This is a genomic window from Runella sp., assembly GCF_965279615.1.
In the GTDB taxonomy this organism is placed as follows: Bacteria; Bacteroidota; Bacteroidia; order Cytophagales; family Spirosomataceae; genus Runella.
In genome coordinates this window covers 7,760,085-7,778,914 of sequence record NZ_OZ257252.1, presented here as the reverse complement: position 1 = coordinate 7,778,914, position 18,830 = coordinate 7,760,085, and the positions used below count along the sequence as shown (strand labels likewise).

The 18,830-nt window shown below is 46.3% G+C and carries 12 protein-coding genes; 1 reads left to right on the top strand and 11 read right to left on the bottom strand.

What is annotated here, in order from left to right:
- The first annotated feature begins 4 nt into the window (after positions 1–4).
- Entirely contained in the window at positions 5–1,327 is a 1,323-nt protein-coding gene (locus tag ACQY73_RS32895; RefSeq protein ID WP_428658669.1) for a HupE/UreJ family protein, read from the top strand.
- Positions 1,328–1,727: 400 nt separating this feature from the next.
- Here ACQY73_RS32895 and ACQY73_RS32890 read toward each other — a convergent pair whose 3' ends face one another.
- From ACQY73_RS32890 to ACQY73_RS32840, 11 genes are all read right to left on the bottom strand, one after another.
- Entirely contained in the window at positions 1,728–3,269 is a 1,542-nt protein-coding gene (locus tag ACQY73_RS32890; protein WP_428658666.1) for an alpha-N-arabinofuranosidase, read from the bottom strand.
- A gap of 82 nt (positions 3,270–3,351) precedes the next feature.
- On the bottom strand, positions 3,352–4,452 hold the full coding sequence (locus ACQY73_RS32885) for an endo-1,4-beta-xylanase (protein ID WP_428658663.1): 1,101 nt from the start codon (positions 4,450–4,452) through the stop codon (positions 3,352–3,354).
- Between the two features lie 78 nt (positions 4,453–4,530).
- Positions 4,531–4,866: a hypothetical protein gene (locus ACQY73_RS32880; RefSeq protein WP_428658660.1), complete on the bottom strand. Its 336-nt coding sequence runs from the start codon at positions 4,864–4,866 to the stop codon at positions 4,531–4,533.
- Between the two features lie 30 nt (positions 4,867–4,896).
- Positions 4,897–6,822: an alpha/beta hydrolase-fold protein gene (locus tag ACQY73_RS32875; protein ID WP_428658657.1), complete on the bottom strand. Its 1,926-nt coding sequence runs from the start codon at positions 6,820–6,822 to the stop codon at positions 4,897–4,899.
- 26 nt (positions 6,823–6,848) lie between these two features.
- Complete coding sequence (locus ACQY73_RS32870) at positions 6,849–7,964, bottom strand: alpha/beta hydrolase-fold protein (RefSeq protein ID WP_428658654.1); 1,116 nt, start codon at positions 7,962–7,964, stop codon at positions 6,849–6,851.
- Between the two features lie 28 nt (positions 7,965–7,992).
- Complete coding sequence (locus ACQY73_RS32865) at positions 7,993–9,072, bottom strand: alpha/beta hydrolase-fold protein (RefSeq protein ID WP_428658651.1); 1,080 nt, start codon at positions 9,070–9,072, stop codon at positions 7,993–7,995.
- Positions 9,073–9,086: 14 nt separating this feature from the next.
- Positions 9,087–10,250, bottom strand: coding sequence for an alpha/beta hydrolase-fold protein (locus ACQY73_RS32860; RefSeq protein ID WP_428658648.1), 1,164 nt, complete (start codon positions 10,248–10,250; stop codon positions 9,087–9,089).
- Between the two features lie 41 nt (positions 10,251–10,291).
- A complete protein-coding gene (locus tag ACQY73_RS32855) occupies positions 10,292–12,379 on the bottom strand; it encodes an alpha-L-fucosidase (protein ID WP_428658645.1) in 2,088 nt (695 codons plus the stop codon).
- Between the two features lie 23 nt (positions 12,380–12,402).
- Positions 12,403–14,763 carry a carboxylesterase family protein gene (locus ACQY73_RS32850; protein ID WP_428658642.1) on the bottom strand — a complete coding sequence of 787 codons (2,361 nt, stop codon included), beginning with the start codon at positions 14,761–14,763 and terminating at the stop codon, positions 12,403–12,405.
- A 124-nt stretch (positions 14,764–14,887) separates the two neighbouring features.
- Positions 14,888–16,414, bottom strand: a complete 1,527-nt coding sequence (locus ACQY73_RS32845; RefSeq protein ID WP_428668578.1) for a glycoside hydrolase family 43 protein — start codon at positions 16,412–16,414, stop codon at positions 14,888–14,890.
- 121 nt (positions 16,415–16,535) lie between these two features.
- Positions 16,536–18,818 (bottom strand): beta-L-arabinofuranosidase domain-containing protein, encoded by a 2,283-nt coding sequence (locus ACQY73_RS32840; protein WP_428658639.1) that lies wholly within the window; start codon positions 18,816–18,818, stop codon positions 16,536–16,538.
- Positions 18,819–18,830: the final 12 nt, after the last annotated feature.

Sequence of the window (18,830 nt, the reverse complement as noted above, 5' to 3'; positions counted from 1 at the left end):
CTCCATGAACAGCTTTCATAACAGCATCAGTTGCCTAAAGCGGCGACTGATGTTCATTACCCTTCTCGGCAGCTTTTTAACGGCACATTCCGCGCTTGCTCATCCGATGCCTAATTCCATCGTGTTGCTGGATGTGCGTCCGGATAAAGTATTTGCCGAATTGCAACTCCCCTTAAATGAGTTGGAGCTCGCTTTCGGCCACCAAGTCAACCAAAATCCCGGAAAACTGGTCGAACGTTTGGGACCTGAGTTAAAAAAATACATTATTGCTCACATTCGTCCTGTCACCGGTAACGGTATTGCCTGGACTGTTACGGTTGATCAGCTGGAAGTTCAGCAGGTTCAGCAAAGCCCCGGTGGTCCCTATTATGAACTGATGGTGGAACTTTGGATGATACCGCCCAAGGGAACCACTACCCGTGATTTTACCTTGAATTATGATGTCATTCTGCATCAGGTCGCGACACATTTTGCCTTGATTTCCGTTCGCCGGGATTGGGAAGCGGGTTTATACGGAGAGAATCCCGTTCAACTGGGGGTCATCGATTGGGATATACGAAATAATGTCATTCATCCGCTGAACGTATCGCTCAAAGGCGGTGGGGAGTGGAATGGTTTTAAGCAGACCGTACTTTTGGGAATGCACCATATTGCGGAAGGGACCGACCATTTATTGTTCCTGTTGGTGCTTTTACTGCCCGCTCCTTTGTTGGTCAATCGAAAACGCTGGGGTACCTATGGGGGTATCCGTTACAGCTCGGTTCGGTTGCTGAAAATAGTAACCTCTTTTACCATTGGTCACTCCATTACGTTGATCGTCGGCGCTTTGGGATGGTTCTCTTTTCCGGGACAAGCGGTCGAGATCATCATTGCCTTCTCCATTATTATCTCCGCCATTCACGCCCTTTGGCCGATCTTTTCCGGAAAAGAAGCGTACGTGGCTGCCGGCTTTGGCTTGGTGCACGGTATGGCCTTCGCCGGTACATTGCTCAACCTGAATCTGGATACTTTCCATTTGGGAATCAGTATTCTGGGTTTCAATGCCGGCATTGAAGTCATGCAACTGGTCGTCATTCTGTTTATTTTCCCCTGGCTGCTGATCTTAAGCCGTCAATCAGCCTATCAATTCATTCGGGTACCGGGTGCCGTTTTATCGGCGGTTGCGGCCATGGGATGGATGCTGGAAAGAATAACGTCAAGCCCCAATTCAATCACCTTCCTTACCAACCGATTGGTGGCTTATGCTCCATGGCTTGTTGTTTTTCCGGCGATAGCCGCAGTGCTTAGTATGTTAAAAAAAAGGGCGGCGAAGACTCAAATTATCTGACCGGCATTACATAATTGATTTTCATTTTTTACCGGCAACCTAACTGCTTATTCTCTATGAGGGCCTTTTTCTTATTACTTTCGTTTTCCCCGGCAGGAATGGTTTGTATAAAAATCAGGAATACAGTTACCAATTAAGGTTGACATATTTCAGGCCAGGCTCCGATTTCCTGCCAAAACAAGACCGTTTAAATTAGAAAAGAGGCCAAGATACCCTTTTAAAGGGGTATCTTGGCCTTGGGCTGTCCGATTCAAACATGAGCTTTAAGAAGAATATTCGCCAAACGCTGATGTATTTTTGAAAGCATATACGAACGGCGCAACAGAAAAAACGCCGTCGAATTTTATCGGTTCACGCTTCAGGCACTTGTTTTTGGATGATCGTATACGTTACTTTTTTATCATTTAGCCAACTTCAATACAAGAACTGAATAGGCCGGAAGGGTGAGTGTTACTACTCCTTTTTCCAACTTAGTATCCGCAAAATCTTTTACATTCACTTTATTAGGTTGGTCAAATGTATTGTGATCGCTGATAGTTGCTGAAGCAAGAATCCGGCCGGATATTTTTGAAAATTCTTCTCCCCTCAAATTAATACTTACCTGGTGTGGTTTACGATAATCAATGTTGGTCAGCGAAATATTCAAAGCTCCCGAAGCATCTTTAGAAGCCGATACCGAAACCGCCGGCAGTGATTTTCCCTGAAACTCATACGTCGGTGATTCAATGTTCAGGGGGACAAGTTTAGCCTCCTGATGCACATTGTACATCTTCATCACGTGATAGGTTGGCGTAAGCAGCATTTTCTCTTCATTGGTCAAAATGACCGATTGCAAAACATTTACGATCTGAGCCAGATTGGCGCCGCGAACACGATCTGCATGATTATTAAAAATATTGAGTGTCATTCCTGCGATCATGGCATCGCGCATGGTATTTTGCTGATATAGAAATCCCGGATTGGTGCCCGGTTCTACATTATACCATCCGCCCCATTCATCTACGATCAAAGCAATCCGTTTTTCGGGATCGTATTTATCCATGATCGTGCTATGCCCCTTAACAAATTCTTCCATCAGATAGGCTTCTGACATCGTTTTAAAATAGTGTGCTTCCGAGAATCCAACCGAAGGGCCTTTTTCCGTCCAACTCAAAACCGAATAATGATGCAGGGCTACACCGGCGAGCATTTTATGAGGAATGTTTTTCATTAAGGTCTCCGTCCAGACGTAATCTCCGTCACTTGCTCCTGATGCGATCCGGTAAAGTTTTGAGGTATTGTCCCAATCCGTCATGAAGGTGGCATACTGACGATAAATGTTGGCATAGTACTCAGCCGTCATGTTGCCTCCGCAGCCCCATGCTTCGTTACCTACGCCCCACATTTTTACACTCCACGGCTTTTCACGACCATTTTGTTTACGAAGTTCCGACATCGGACTTCCGCCGGGATGATTTACATAAGTTACCCAGTCGGTCAAATCTTTAACACTTCCGCTGCCTACATTGCCGGCTAAATAAGGTTCGGCACCGATACGCTCGCAAAGGTCCAGAAAATCGTGGGTACCAAAGCTGTTATCTTCCGTGACACCTCCCCACCAAACATTGACCATTTTAGGCCGGTTTGCTTTAGGACCGATACCATCCTTCCACTGATACGTGTCGGCAAAGCAACCGCCCGGCCAACGAAGATTAGGTACTTTGAGGTCTCTCAGCGCTTGGATGATATCATTTCTGACCCCGGCGGTATTGGGTATTTTAGGATTCCCTTCGCCTACGTATATCCCCCCGTAGATACATTTCCCGAGATGCTCCGCAAAGTGCCCATAAATATGCTTATTGATAGTGGTTTTCGCCAAATCTGTATTTAGGGTAATTTTGGTTTGAGCTAAGGTGCTTGAAAAGATAGCCCCCATACAGATCAAAAGAATGATTTTTTTCATAAGGATCAATGTTTTTCGAATTAGCGTCTTTGGTCGTTTTATACGTTTCGTCGGGAAAAATCGAATACTCACGGATAGGTGTTTATTTGGCCGTCCCGATCACTTTATAAAAAGCAGGTTTAGGCTGATTATCTCTGTCAAACAATAATGGGTAATTGGTTCTGCCCCTGATCGGCCAACCGTTCAACCAACTGTTCCCATCGTTTACACCCCAAAACGTCACGCGGGTTACCTTATCTTTGTGTTTGAGAAATAACTTGAAAAGAGCTTCGTAATCAGCCGCCAGCTGCTGTTGAACGTTGTCGGGCAAACCTGTGGTGTAGGGGTTTGATTCGGCATTATTCGCCATGCGTTGACCAACATCGGCGCCTTGAAAATTGCGGGGCAGCACCTCAATATCCAATTCTGTAAACATTACTTTTAACCCCAGCGCCGAGTATTGCAGGATGCTTTCTTCAATATCCTTGAATGGCACTTTCCCTACGTGCCAATGCCCCTGAATCCCAACGCCGTCGATGCGGGTGCCGGCGGCCTGTATTTTCTTAATGAGGTTGATACAGCCCGCCCGTTTGGCCGGCTGCTCATTGTTATAATCATTGTAGTACAGTTCTACGTTGGGGGCTGCTTGTTGCGTTAGTCGAAAGGCTTCGGCAATGTACCCTTCCCCGAGGTAATCCAGAAACACCGTTTTTCGCAAGGTACCGTCTTCATTCAATGCCTCATTCACCACGTCCCACGAAAACACGCTGTCTTTATAGCGGCCGGCAACGGTTTTGATGTGGTTTGTAAAAAAAGTCTGAATCGAATCTTTGCTGTGAATCCCACGAATGAAGGACGGCAATTGACTGTGCCAAATCAGCGTATGCCCGTTGATTTTGATGTTGTACTTTTTACCGAATTCAACCAGTTTGTCGGGCACAACAAAATCATAGGTATCCCAGTTAGGGTGAATCAGTGCCGATTTCATGACATTTTCGGGAGTGGCCATATTGAACTGACTCACAATGAATGCGGTCATCTTGGGATCGCGCTCTTCGATTTGCCCGTTATTCAAGGCCGTCCCGATGCCAAAATCTTTTTTAAAGGTATCTTTTAACGACGGAATAGATTGGGAAAACCCGGAGACAGCTCCCGTCATCAGAATGGCCGTACTTACAGCCCTAACGTTTTTCTTCGAAATCATGGGATTAGTGTGTTAATTATGAATAAAGAAGCACCATTTAATTGGTTATTTTTTGTGCAATCAAATGGTGCAGTTTCCTTACTGTTTGGCAAGCTTCATCTCACCACGCTCACTTTTTACAACCAGCTCTTTTTCAGAAACCAATTCGCCGGTATAACTCATTTTACGGTCGTTGAAAGAGATACTGTACGAAATTTTCTTACCATCCACTTTGCCCTCTTCCAAGGCTGCCTCACCAAATTGAGTTTTCCACGTTCCCGTTAACTTGTCACCTTCTACTTTAAAGGTATAGGTTACTTCAAAAGTGCCGTTTGGAGTTTCACGGCTGCCTTTCCAGTTGCCATCAATGGGGTTTTGAGCAAATGCCGCTAAAGTGGCAATGGATAAAAACAGAGAAAAAAATAACTTTTTCATTGTAAAAAATTGGGATTTTTGGTTTAACATTTATTTAAAAAGTAACTGCGAAAACTCGAATAAATCATGCCGCCAAACAGGCCACGAATGCCCGCCTGAGTACTCGCTATATTTGTATTTAATGCCCATTTCGTCAAACTTTTTCATCATGATTTGGCAATTTTGGTGGGCAATATCTTCCTTGCCTCCCATCGAAATCCAAAGATTTTTCAGATTACCGTTGATGGTTGACGCATTATTTTTCATGAATTCGTACTGAGGGTCAGAGAGTTTGGGGTTATTGGCCCACCAACCCGAACTGAACACGCCCAATGACGAGAACATAGCGGTATTTTTAATACCCGCATACAACGTTTGCAAACCACCCATTGAAAGACCCGCCAAAGCTCGGTTTTTGGCATCGGTTTCCACTCGAAAATTGCTTTCCACGAATGGAATGGCGGCATTTTTGAGTTCGTTTTCAAACGCTCTGAGTTGTGGTTCGCCAAAGCCGGCCACTCCGCCGCCATTACCATAAAAATTACCATCGAGCATAGCAATTACCATCGGCTTGGCTTTTTGTTCGGCTATAAGATTATCCAAAATCAAATCCGTGCGACCTTGCGTAGCCCACCCGCGTTGGTCTTCTCCACCGCCGTGTAAAAGGTACAAAACGGGATATTTTTCGGACGACTTGTCGTAGCCCGGCGGCGTATAGACGTACATTTCGCGCCAGCTGTTGGTGGCTTTGGACAAATACTTTTTGATACGAATATCGCCGTGCGGAACGTCCTTCAACGCATAAAAGCCACCTTCTTTGTACGGAATTTCGATGCCGCTTGCCTGACGACCCATGCCGTAGAACGTTTCGCTTGCCGGGTCAACAACGGCTACGCCGTCGATGATCAATGAGTAGTAATGAAACCCTCGGCTGACGACGTCGGTGGTAACATTCCAGAAACCACTCGTGTCTTTGACCATGTCGTATTTTTTACCCAGATCCACCTGAACTTTTTGAGCATCAGGAGCTTTTACTTTGAAAACCACTCTGTTGTCAGGTAAAATCTGGGGATATTTTACGTTACGAATGTTCGTAGAGGCTGGAGTCCCAAGCACCGTGTATTGCTCCAGCGAACCCGTATCGACGGGTTTAAACAAAAACTGTGAAAACATGTACAAACCGTTTTTCCAAACTTTAAAATCGTGTCCGCCCGCTTCCAAGTAATAAATATGCGGAACGTCGTTTTGATACAGATAATCGTGGGTGCGTTTGCTGAATCCGATGAGTCCGTCGGCATCACCGCACGAAATAAAGAGCAGTTTCAATTTCTTCTTAGCAGCTTCTATATCCGGCACCAATTCCTGCGGCACTTTGGTATTGGGAGCTGATGAAAATCCGCCTACCCACGAGAATTTATCCAAATTGCCCAACCCAAAATTGAGCGACTGCCCGCCCCCCATCGAAAGACCGGCGATGGCACGGTTGTCTTTGTCGGTGAGCGTTGGGTATTTTTTTTCGATAAATGGAATGAGGTCGTTCAACAGGTCTTTTTCAAAGGTGGCAAAAGCCTGAACTTTGTCGGTAGCCATGATATTGCCCGTGGCACGGTCGTCTTTCATGGCACGGCCATTGGGCATGACCACGATCATGGGTTGTATTTTGCCTTCTGCGTAGAGATTGTCCAAAATGTTTTGGGGACTTGCGCCTTTGAACCATTCTTTTTCATCCCCACCGATGCCGTGCAACAAATAAAACACGGGATATTTTTTCTTTTTGTCAAAACCGGGCGGCGTGTAAACCAACGTTTTACGCATCGTTCCCACCGTTTTGGAATCGTACTGCACCGTATCTATTTTGCCTTTGGGTATGCCCATTTTTTCCTGTTCATAGCCTTTTGGCATTTCTTTTTCCATTTTTTGCGCAAAAGCCATACAACTGCACAAAAGAAGGAACACAACGATTGAATTTTTCATCATTCTGAGGTTAAAAGGACTTTAAATGATTATTTGAAAAGCAAAGGAGCCATGGCGAGCAAGCTGCGTCTCCACGTCAGAAACTCATGACCGGTTTTGTCAGATACGTAAGACACGGCGTTGAATCCGGACTCTTTCAATTTGGTTGTCGCCTCCAAAATCCTTTCTGGTTTTTCTTTACTGCCGGCACTCAAAAAAATCAGTTTGACTTTCGATTTGTCTTTGATGTCTTCGGGCGCATACATGCCGCCGCTTAACAAACCATAATAGGCAAAAACGTCCGGTTTATTGAGGGTGATGGTTTTGGTTTCCATACCGCCCATACTCAGGCCGGCCATCGCTCTGTGCGATGGTTTGGCAATCGTTCTGAAATTGGCATCCACGTAAGGAACGAGTTCGTCGATCAAAACGGTTTGGAAAGGTTCAATTTTGAAATCCTTCATTCTGCCCCATTTCACTTCATTGGTCATGCCATAGGTATTTACAATAATAAACGGCTTGACTTTCCCTTCGGCAATCAGATTATCCATGATCAAATTTGCGTGGCCTTGGTTCATCCATGCGGTTTCGTCTTCGCCCCAACCGTGTTGCAGGTAAAGGACCGGATACTTTTCCTTTGTGTTTTTTTCATAACCGGGTGGGGTATACACAAAGGCTCTGCGTGAGGTATTGGTACTTGGCGATGGAAACAGCACTTGCTGCACATTACCGTGCGGTACGTTTTTCAGCGCATAAAAATCTCGGTCGTGGGCGGGAATTTCAATACCGCTTTCCCAACGGGTAGAGCCATAGAAGTTTAACGTACCGGGGTCGTTGAATTTACCACCATCAATGTTCACATTGTAATAGTGAAAACCTTCGTCCATCGGGCCCTCGGTGGTGCCCACCCATGTTCCATCATCGGCTTTTTTGAGTTTTGTACCGCCTCTGCCTCCTAAGCCCAAACTCACCCGTACGCTGTCGGCAGCGGGGGCTACTATTTTGAAGCGTGCATACCCTTGCGAATTGACCATGGGGTATTCCTGTCCGGGCTGATTAAAGGTTGAAGGTTTGAAATCTTCTACTACGGAAGTTGGTGATTGAGCGAAGCAAATACTGCCGGATAAAGCAGTAATGAAAGCGATTTTTGTGAGTGTCTTTTTCATGTTTATGGGATTGAATAATGTTGAAAAACTATTTAAAAATCTCTTGGAGAGACGTTGCCAAAAACAATTTACAGTTCATCCACGTATGTCCGCCCGATACAATCAGTGGCTTTACATTGATTTTCTTTTCATTGAACATCGCAAGATTTTGCTTCACGCTTTCGTACAGAAAATCTTCGGTTCCTACGCTGACGGTGAACAGTTTCAGTTGTTTATTTATTTTTTCGGCATCGGGTGTCCAATCGGTAAAGTTCTTTTTGAATTCGTCGGTGGCGGTGTACGGGGCATACGAGCAGATGTAGGCAAATTTATCGGTATTGGTTAAACCAATGTTTAAAGTCTGACCGCCTCCTACAGAAAATCCTGCTACAGCGCGGCCTTTGCTGTTGGTTTGTACGGGATAATTAGCTTCTATAAATGGAATGATGTCGTTCACTACGTCTTTGGTAAAATCGGGCATTGGAGCCGGACGAACGTTTCCGTAGGGCATTACAATGATCATGGGTTTGGCTTTGCCTTGTGCAATGAGATTATCGGCAATGAAGTTGGCCCGCCCTACTTTGGTCCAGGTTTCTTCCGTATCTGAGCCCCCGTGAATGAGGTACAAAACAGGATATTTGGTTTTGCCGGAAGCGTCGAAATTCGGTGGTGTGTAAACCAATAACTGTCGGGTTGTATTCAAGGTTTGAGAGTTATAATACCGGTAAGTAACCTTGCCATGCGGTACGTTTTGAAGGCTGTGAACCAAAGGTTTGTCACCTTTTACGTCCACGATGCTCCGCTTGAATCGTTCATTGGCAAAAATGAAGGTGTTACTTGGGTCGGCTACTCCCACCCCGTCAACGGTAAAACTGTACGGATAAATATCGGGCGTGACGGGAGGCACCGTGACCGTCCAAATTCCCGAGGTATCTTTTGAAAGCGAAACAGGTTCTTTCAAAAATTCTCCGGAAAGTTTTACTTCACGCGCTGTTTTGGAAAAATACGTAAACGTGATGCTGTTGTCAGCATGTACGTTGGGTGAACTGATGACCGGCGGGCGCTGCTGAGCCAACGCACTTATGTGAACCAAGAGCAAGGACAGGGAGAAAAAGAAGTATTTGTTCATGTGGTTCAGATGGTTTAGTTGAACAAAACGGGCAACGTTTCGTTAAGATACTTCTTCACATTCATCCACGTATGGCCGCCGTCGGTGACGTAACTTTTGAAGTTTACTTTCTTGGCTTTCAGGTAATCTTCAAACTCAACAGTGCCTTTGTAAAGAAAATCATCCGTCCCGATGCCCGACCAAAGCAGCTTGAAATCTTTGTTGGTTTTAGCGGGGTTCGTCGTGATATTGGTAAAGCTTTTATCCATCTCGGCAGGGGCAATGTAGGAGGCATAACTGCACACGTACGCAAATTTGTCTACGTTGTTAAAGGCCGTACGGAGCGTTTGCCCACCCCCGCGCGAGAAGCCGCCAATGGCGCGGTTATCGCGGTTATTGAGGGTACGGTAATTTTTCTCGATATATGGAATGACATGAGACACAAGGTCTGTCTCAAACAGTTTCATTCGGCGGAGGGCATCGTCCCCATCGCGGCTCATCACATCGGCTGGTTTGTCTTTGCCTGTTTGTTCGGCAATTTTCGCCAACGGATTTCCGTAAGGCATCACCACAATCATGGGTTTGGCCGTACCTGCGGCAATCATGTTATCGAGCATCAGGTTTACTTTTCCCACTTTCCAGAAGGTCTCTTCGGTATCGGTCGTACCGCTGATGAGGTAATAGACGGGGTATTTTTTAACGGTTTCTTTGGTGTATCCCGGCGGGGTATAAACCACCACCGTTCCCATTGACCCTTCTACCGAAGGATAGTATTCGTAGGTAACAGAACCGTGGGGCACGTTTTTCAACGCATAAATGGCCGGTGCATCCGCAGGGATTTCGACCAAACTGGCCTTAAAACGTTCGTTCGGAAAAAAGGCGACATTGGCCGGGTCCATTACCGTAACGCCGTCGACTTTAAAGCTATACGGGTAAATGTCGGGTTTGATGGGGCCGACGGTAACCGACCAAACGCCTTCTGCATTTTTGGTTAAAGGTACGTCCGCTTGCCCAAACTGGCTTCCACCCAATAGCACCGTTTTTGCATTAGGAGCTAAGTATGAAAATGTTACGGTTTTGTCAGAATTTACTTTGGGGGAAATCACAAAGGGACCTCGCGGTGGCTGGGCCAATCCTGCAAATGGGACAAGAATCAGCAAAAGAAGTCTTATCTGTTTAAAGAATACATGGGTTTTCATCGTACATCCGGTTAGTGAAGGGTTATTGATTTTTTAAAAGGTTATTTTGCAGTAATTACATCCAATTCGGCATAACCGGAGGCAGATCGTTCCTGTGTATTTTTCAATGCGATAAACTTGATATATCGGGCGGTGACAGGGGCAAAGGTTTTGATTTGCCAAAAAGGGCTGTTTTTAATGTTTGAAAATTCACCTTCACTAACGACTTTCCATTGGGTATTATCCTGCGAAACTTCAAATCGGTAATGGGTAATGATGCTTGCCTCTTCCCACCAATTTTGGGCAGGAAGGTATCGAAAGCCCTCCAATTGCTCGGTTTTACCCAAATCTATCACCAACGCTGCCGGCATGGGTTGGCTTCTTTTTTGATGCCATGAAGTACCGGGATTGCCGTCAAGCAGTTTAGTGGCCCCTGCTTCTTCGGTACTTATTACTTTCCAGTTTTTGCGAGAAATATCAAATTTTTCCTCACTTGCGATGCTGCTTTGTTTTGTAAAGGGGTTGTACGAAATGGCCTTCACTTCTACTTTATCATCCGTAGTTTTTATCGGCGACGTGTATTTAGCCGATTGGGCAGTAGGATTGCTTCCGTCCACGGTGTAGTAAATTTCTGACTCCGAATCTCCTGAAACAAAACTGACCAACCCCTCTTTATCTCGGATGATGGAGGGAGGTGTGAGAATGATAGGGGCCTTATATACTTCGATATTGGAAATGAGCGGACTGCTTTTAGCCTCCAGCACGTTGAATCGCAGTTTTGTTGCTTCCACTGTCGGAAACCGGAGGATTCGTTTATACCCAATGGTCGTCTGTTTGGCAATTTGTACCCAGTTTCCCTTGACCAGCGCCTCCAAACTGAACGATTTTACCCGTTGTCCCAATTGGATAGGCTCCTGCACTAAAAAACGGTTAAATGAAGTAGGCTTTCCAAAGTCCAATGTCAACGAGGCCGCTGTAATGTTCTCATCGGTCGCCCAATAGGTATTGGCATCAGAATCAATTACTTTTTCTGCCCCAAATCGCGTGCTTTTTCCCCGTGTCTCATTGGCTGAAACCACCGCCTTTTTGGCAAGATTTAGGGCAAATGCTTCTTTCAATGCTTTGGTAAGTCCCTGAACAGCTTTTTCATCTTTTTCATGAATCAGACCGTTGGGCATAATGGGGAAATTGAGCAGCAGCGTACCGTTTCTGCCGACCGAATGGTAATAAATATCCAGCAATTGGGGTAACGTTTTTACTTTTCTGTCTTCTCGTTCGTGATAGAACCATTCAGGACGAATGGACGTATTTACTTCACCGGGCACCCAGGCATTTCCATTTTCTACGCCATGCCTGAGCATATCTTCGGGCACATCACCCGTGGCATTCAACAGACTCCAGTTGGTTTCTCCCACGTAGCCGGATTCGGTTCCTACCCAACGCAGATCAGCCCGGTCTCCGCCATCGTTCCAGATAACAATGTTGGGTTGCAGTTTACGAACCAGTTTGTAGGTATTGGCCCAGTCGTAATAGGTTTTAGCGTCAATTTTTCGGGTTTCATTGGCACCGCCATAATACCCGGAACCACCGTTGGCACCGTCGAACCATACTTCGAAAACTTCGCCGTAATTCGTAAGTAATTCCGTAAGCTGATTTCTGAAATAAGTGATGTATTCGGGTTTGCCATAATCGGGATGATTTCGGTCCCACGGCGACAGATACACCCCGAATTTCAGCCCGAATTCTTTACAGGCATCGGACATTTCCCGGACTATATCGCCTTTGCCATTTTTCCAGGGCGATTTTTCCACCGAGTAATCGGTGTATTTTGACGGCCATAAACAAAATCCGCTGTGGTGTTTGGCGGTAATAATGACGCCTTTCATGCCTGCTTCTTTGCAGATTCTTGCCCACTGTCGGCAATCCAGTTTCTCAGGGTTAAAAATCTTTGGGTCTTCATTCCCCAAACCCCAAGCCATGTCGGTGTAGGTATTCACGGAAAAATGCACAAAAGCATAGTATTCCATTTGCTGCCAACGCAATTGGTTTTCCGTGGGTAATGGCCCAACAGGCTTTGGCGGTTCATTCTGAGCAAAAGCAAAAAAGAATGAAATGCAAAAAAATAACAGAACAAAAAGCCTTTTTTTCATACGTGTACCCAATGTTTGAATTTTTATTTTGCCCATTCTTCCCCTTCGGGCGTTCGTCTCCATTCAAAGTATTTATCCAATACTTTCATGGCATCTTCACTTGGGACAGAACCCATAAATGCTTTTTGCTGAAAGTACATGACCCCGGGCTTTTTGGGAGAAAAAGCCTCCCATTTTGGTAAATTTTCACCATTAGGATTGCCGTTTTTTGCAAAATTTGTCCAATAATTCATGATTATTTCAGACAGTTCCCCATCGGTTGAAGTACGGTTTTGGTCGGCGGGATTGAGGTTACCAAACACAAAACCTACATCCTGACCATGAGGTGAACCGTAGCCAAACTTGGCAGAACCGACCGGGTACTCAGGGTGTTGGTCTAAATAGTAATAGAAAACCTTGTCTTTTGATTTTTGGGATTGAAGATTGGCCCACGCCCAGGTTTGCCAGCCAAAGGCAGCGTCACGCGCTAAGTCTCGTGCTGTTTTGGGGACTGTATTTTCGGCAACGGGATATGCTTTTATCAGTTTTTCGGCAAAAGGCCCGTACCGCTTATTAGCTCCCTCAATATAGTCTTTAGGGGTTTTGGGAGGCATAAAACTTGCTCCTTCGTCGGAGTTATACCCGATTAAAACAGGAGTAGAATTATACTTACCTTTTTGGTACAGCATGTATTGGTCGCCGGGGATGACGTATCCATCGACAATGGGCCAACCTCCCGGATTACCAAAACCCGATGGGAGTTTGTCGGCAGGCAGGGAGCGTAATTCAGCCAACGATTTTGCCCCTGCTTTTTCCATAAACTCAACTCCTTGTTTTTCGGCCAAGGCCGGAAGCTTCATGTTTTCGCCGGGGTAAGTAGTTAGTCGGTGCGGGCCAAACGACCCGCCGCTTTGCGAAATCGCTCCCTGAAAAAGCCCTTTGGCAAGAGGCGAAGCACACAGCATGCTCACGGCAATTCCTCCGGCCGATTCGCCGAAGATGGTTACTTTGTCAGGGTTGCCCCCAAAAGCTTTGATATTTCTCTTGACCCATTGTAAGCCCGCGATCATGTCCAGCAATCCATAATTTCCCGACGTTTTTTGTGGGGTTTCAGCACTCAATTCCGGATGAGCCAAAAAGCCCATTTGATTGACCCGATAGGCAATACTGACCAGTATTACGCCTTTTTTAGCCAATTTTTCGCCATTCGTTACCGGCTCGGAGGTAGCGCCAAAGCTAAAGCCGCCACCGTAAATCCAAACCATGACCGGAAGGTTTTCATTAGCCGTTTTGGCGGGCGACCAGATGTTCAGATACAAACAATCTTCGCTTTTTCCTGAAAGTGGATTTCCGCCCTGATAGGGGGCAGGGGCAAATTGAGTGGCGTTTTTAACCCCTTCCCATTTGGCCGCCGGTTGAGGTGCTTTCCAGCGTAACTCGCCCACGGGCGGGGCGGCAAAAGGAACCCCTTTATAAACGGAAAGGCCATTTTCGGTAGCGCCTTGCAGTAAGCCCTCCTGCACTTTTACGGGGGCGGGCGGAGCAATGCTGCTTTCGTCGATGTCGATTTTCTTGCCTTGTGAAGCCAATAGGGCCGCTGCGTACCGTTTGCCAAAGATGCGAATGCCTTCACTGCTGAAATGCAGTTTGTCAGGAACCGCCGGTAACCCTTTGGAAGAAACGACGATTGCTTGCGGAATGACTTGGGGCAACGTGGCAATGATACTATTCATACTTGCACATTTGCCGCCTTGGTCGGCATTGACCAATTCTCCCGCCAACAATGGAATAGAATTGGGCGCTAACTGTAAATCAGCCAGTAAGTCATCATAGATTTTTTTGACTTTCATCGGCCATTGTTTATCCCCCGTATTCGACTCGCCCTGATGCAGTAAAATGCCTTTGATAACGCCTTCTTTCTGAGCTAATTTGGCCATTTCAACCAGTCGTTCGTACGGGTTTCCACCGTATTGATTGGCCATGTTGATCATCCACGGTCTTTCTTTGGCCGAGGTATCAAGGTACATTTTGTAGTCTTTTTTATCAAAAATCTCAATTTTACTTCCTGCCACAGCTACATGCACGAAACCTATTTTGACGTTTTGAGGCAGATTCGCTACCAACGTTCTTCCAAAATAATCGGCGGGAGAAAGACGGGTATTGCAGCGACAAAGCGGTGGTTTGGCCGTGTACCAGTTGCCTTTTGTCCGCCCCAATTCAGGACAATCTACCGCCGCCAGCAAGCGCAGTCGGTTGTCCACGGTCGTATCTTGTGGCTCGATTCTGGCCGGACCTTCCATGTTAGACTGCCCGATGCAAAGATAAATATGGAAGTTGGGGTCTTGGGCTTTGGCGCTCAAGAGTCCAACGAAGTAAAGGGTCAAAAACAAAAGTAAGCGTTTCATTAGTAGTAAGTTATAGGGTTTTCAACCACAAAGGACTCAAAGGATGGCACGATGAACACGAAGGTTACTTTGAGAAACTTTGTGTCTGCTTAGTGAACTTTGCGGTTAGAAAATAAACGTTTTATCACTTTTTTTGAGAAATCGTGTCCTCAATGCGGAAATAATCAAAATCGGCAAAACCGCCTGTGGTTTGGGTGGCATAGTTGAAAAGTCCGAAACGATAGCCCATGAAATGCGGTATGGTATAAGGCATTTTCAGTGGCTCGCCGATTTTGGCCCAAGCTTTCCCGTCGAGGCTGTAATAGAAATGGGCAATGTCGGCGCGGTTTCTGAAATTACATTCGGCTTTGAAATAGACGGTGGTTTGGGCAAGCGGAATTTGCTCAATTTCAATGGGTCTGCCCGTATTGGCACTCACCATAACGATTGATTTGCTGCCTTTTTCAACTCTGACCCCCACTAAACCGTAGTTTTTCTGCAATAATCCCATGCCGGCAAAATCGCCTTCTTTCATGTTGGAAATATCCAACGCCGTCGAACCCGCAGATTCAGGGCCGATGGTACGCTGGGTCAAGGTGTTTCGGGCCAACACAAACGAGGTATCCAACCGACCCGTTTTCAGTCGTAAAAAGCCTTTTCTATCAGAAACCGACCAAAGCGCATTATCAGGATTATGATTCCATTGCCAAACCAACGGCAAAGCAGCCTCCCCTTTTTTGCGCGTAAAATCATCGGAAGCCACGATGCCTGGAATCAGGGATTTGTTGGCGGGCAAATCAAGTGTTTCGGGGACTTTGCCGTTTTCGCCCAACACCGGCCAGCCGTCTTCCCATTTGACAGGAACCAAATACGGAATGCGCCCCACACCGCCAAAATCGCGGAACAAATAGGCGTACCATTTGCCATTAGGTGTATCAATCAATCCGCCTTGCGCCACGCCCAAATCCTGCAATGCCACGCGTCCTTCCCACGGCCCCGTAATTTTATCGGCGCGATGAATCAAGACGGTACGCATTCCGCCACGTGGCCACGAAATGTTAAAAAGATAGTACTTGCCGTTGACTTTGAATAACTGTGAACCTTCCGCCGGAAGTCCCCCGCCGGTGCCCGAGGGCGTACTTGCATTTTCGATAAGAACCTGTTCGGTCGTGCCTTCTTTTACACCCGTCACCTCCGCATTGAGTTCTACGATTTTGAGTTTGCCCGCGCCATAAATCAGGTAATTGCGACCGTCATCGTCAAAAAACAGCGTGTGGTCATGGTAAGAGGGTTTGAACGTTGCTACTTTCCAAAGCCCTTTTTCGATGTCTTTGGTGGTATAGATGTACGTTTTACCGGTGGTTTGGGCAAAGGTTGTTACGTAATATGTACCCTTATGATAGCGAAAACTGCTCGCCCACGAACCGCGTCCGTAGGTGCTTTTGCCATTGGTCAACGTAAGCGCATCGACAGTAGCCAAGGTATCGTAGGCGTAGCTGACCAACTGCCAATTGACCAGATCCTTCGATTTCATGATCGGCAGGCCCGGACTCATGTGCATGGTGGTACTGCTCATGTAGTACGTGTTTCCCACCCGAATCATGGCCATGTCGGGTACGTCGGCAAAAATGATGGGGTTGTGAGCTGTTTGGGCAATTGCCTGAACTGTCATCACTATTCCGATCACCGCTATAAAAGCACAATGGAAGCAACGTTTTATCATCGGTTTGAAAGGCTGTCGGTGTTAAATTGACACAATTTATTTTACGCTTTATCTCTTGATTTTTCTATACTTATTTTACCAATCTGATTTGATAAAAACGAGGGGTCGGCCTGCCGTTTTCGGATACTATTTTAAGGCTAATCACCTCATTGTCATCAACTTTCAAGACAATCGCTTTGTCTTTCATCGCGCTAATTTCTGCCGCTCGTTCATTGATAAACAAGCCCACATCTTCCGTTTTCAGATTCCCCGAAAAATGGATTTCCAGCGATTTTCCTATCAGGTCTTTGTTCTGTAATTGATACGAAATATAGGAGCGGGTATTTCGCCAGAATCGGCCGTCATCATCGTAGCCGGCATCGCTTTTTTCACCTTTATAGAGATGGTCCACTTCGGGCTGCTGTTCACCGCAATTCACCTTATCAACCGTTCGGGCTTCCAACGCAAGGGCTTCAGTTTCCTGCTGCCGTTGGGTTGCTTTTTGGGCATCGAAACCCGCCTGCGTAAACGTTTGAAAATACATTTGATAACGGGCATCGTGTACTTCATAAAAAGGTTGCAGCGTCAGTGAATCGAGTCGGAATGTCAGGTTTCCGACCGACGTTAGTTTTGAGAGATACGAATCGGCATTGCCAATCAACGCATACGCTTTATCAATGGGGTAAAGTTTTCCTTTTGTTTCATGTCCCATGCGACTATCGTCAGCAAAGAGACCGGTTAAATCTGCAGTAGAAGTCTTGGCCGCCAGCACAATCGGGCCATGCACAAATGCCGCCCAGTTGGATTGGTCGGGCAGGTATTCCAGATGAGTAGAGGTGGTAAAACGCACTGATAGCTTATCGCCCGTTTTCCATTTTTGCTGAATACTGATGTAATTGGAAGGATGAGTGTTCGTCGGGTGCGGTTTTCCATTGACTAGCACCTCCACGTTGTCGGCCCATTTCGGGTAGCGAATATTCAACGTAAAAGCCTGAGATTTAGCCAATTTCAATACCAATTCAGACTGATTTTTATACGGAAACTCTGTTGTTTGAATCAACTGAATGTTTTTGTCTTTCCAGTTTAAGGCCGAAGGAATGAACAGATTGACAAACAGATCATTGGCCGTATGACTGTAGATCAATTCGCCGTACTTCGTGTGATTTTCCAGTCCGGAGCCTACGCAACACCACATGCTCGTTTCGGGTTGTGAATAGACCCGATAATGATTGGGTCGAATAGGAGTGAAATAGACAAATCCGCCTTTTTGAGGATGCTGACTCGACAGAATATGATTGTAGAGAGTGCGTTCATAAAAGTCCAGATAGCTTGGGTCATTTTTGTCCAAAAACAGAGCTTTGCTCAGGCGAAGCATGTTGAACGAATTGCAGGTTTCGGGTCCTTGGTTCGATTTAAGCAGCGTGCTGAAATCGTTCGTAGGGTTAAAATGTTCCCGTACGCTGTTTCCGCCAAAGGCCACGCTGCGTGTTTGCGAAACATTTTGCCAAAAATAACGCGCCGCCTCCGACCAATCTGCGTTGCCCGTGAGCATGGATATTTTCTCAAAACCGATGACCTTCGGAATCTGCGTATTGGCGTGAAGACCGGTGAGTTTATCCTGTTTTTGCAGTAACGGATTCAGAATAGCGCGATGCGAAATCCGTTGCGCCGTTTCGAGGTATTTTTTATCCTTCGTCAGGATATACAAATCGGCAAAGGCTTCGTTCATGCCACCGTGTTCGGTGCGGAGGATCTGCTGAATTTGGTCATCGGAAAGCGGCCGGATGAGTTCGACAAACCAATCGCCCAAGCCTATCAAAACATGTTTCGCCTGTTGATCACCGGCGTATTCATAGGCATCCCGCAAGCCGGCAAACAGCTTGTGGATGTTGTACAGCGGCACCCAGGTGTTGTTTAACCCAAAACTGCTGCCATCAATATCTCCTTTGTGGATCCGTTCCCAAAACACCTTTCCCTGCGGAATGCCGCCCACGTATCCATTGCCGTTTTTGGCCTGACATTGAGCCAGTTGGTCGACCATATAGTCGAGCCGTTTTTTCAGTTCGGCATTACCAGTAGAAGCATACATCATGGCCAGCGCCGATAGGTAATGCCCTCCAATGTGTCCGTCCAATCCCGAGCTTTCCCAGTTGCCATAGCGATCGGCTTTCAACGGCAAGCCCGCGTCAATGAGGTAAGGAGCCAAGAGTTTGTCAGGGTTCAGCGACAGAATATACCTGAGGTCAACATCCTGCGCATTCTTAAAGGCACCGCCCGTAACCTTTACCTCCTGCAACGAGAAGGATTGCATTTGCCCCAACGCCGAGAAGCTGAGCAGGAAAGTCGCTATAGTATGTAAATAAGTCAGTTTCAAAACGGAGAGTGT

Bases quoted from the DNA above. Each gene is read 5' to 3' on its own strand.
- ACQY73_RS32895 (WP_428658669.1), top strand. From the start codon at position 5: ATGAACAGCTTTCATAACAGCATCAGTTGCCTAAAGCGGCGACTGATG.
- ACQY73_RS32890 (WP_428658666.1), bottom strand. From the start codon at position 3,269: ATGAAAAAAATCATTCTTTTGATCTGTATGGGGGCTATCTTTTCAAGC.
- ACQY73_RS32885 (WP_428658663.1), bottom strand. From the start codon at position 4,452: ATGATTTCGAAGAAAAACGTTAGGGCTGTAAGTACGGCCATTCTGATG.
- ACQY73_RS32880 (WP_428658660.1), bottom strand. From the start codon at position 4,866: ATGAAAAAGTTATTTTTTTCTCTGTTTTTATCCATTGCCACTTTAGCG.
- ACQY73_RS32875 (WP_428658657.1), bottom strand. From the start codon at position 6,822: ATGATGAAAAATTCAATCGTTGTGTTCCTTCTTTTGTGCAGTTGTATG.
- ACQY73_RS32870 (WP_428658654.1), bottom strand. From the start codon at position 7,964: ATGAAAAAGACACTCACAAAAATCGCTTTCATTACTGCTTTATCCGGC.
- ACQY73_RS32865 (WP_428658651.1), bottom strand. From the start codon at position 9,072: ATGAACAAATACTTCTTTTTCTCCCTGTCCTTGCTCTTGGTTCACATA.
- ACQY73_RS32860 (WP_428658648.1), bottom strand. From the start codon at position 10,250: ATGAAAACCCATGTATTCTTTAAACAGATAAGACTTCTTTTGCTGATT.
- ACQY73_RS32855 (WP_428658645.1), bottom strand. From the start codon at position 12,379: ATGAAAAAAAGGCTTTTTGTTCTGTTATTTTTTTGCATTTCATTCTTT.
- ACQY73_RS32850 (WP_428658642.1), bottom strand. From the start codon at position 14,763: ATGAAACGCTTACTTTTGTTTTTGACCCTTTACTTCGTTGGACTCTTG.
- ACQY73_RS32845 (WP_428668578.1), bottom strand. From the start codon at position 16,414: ATGACAGTTCAGGCAATTGCCCAAACAGCTCACAACCCCATCATTTTT.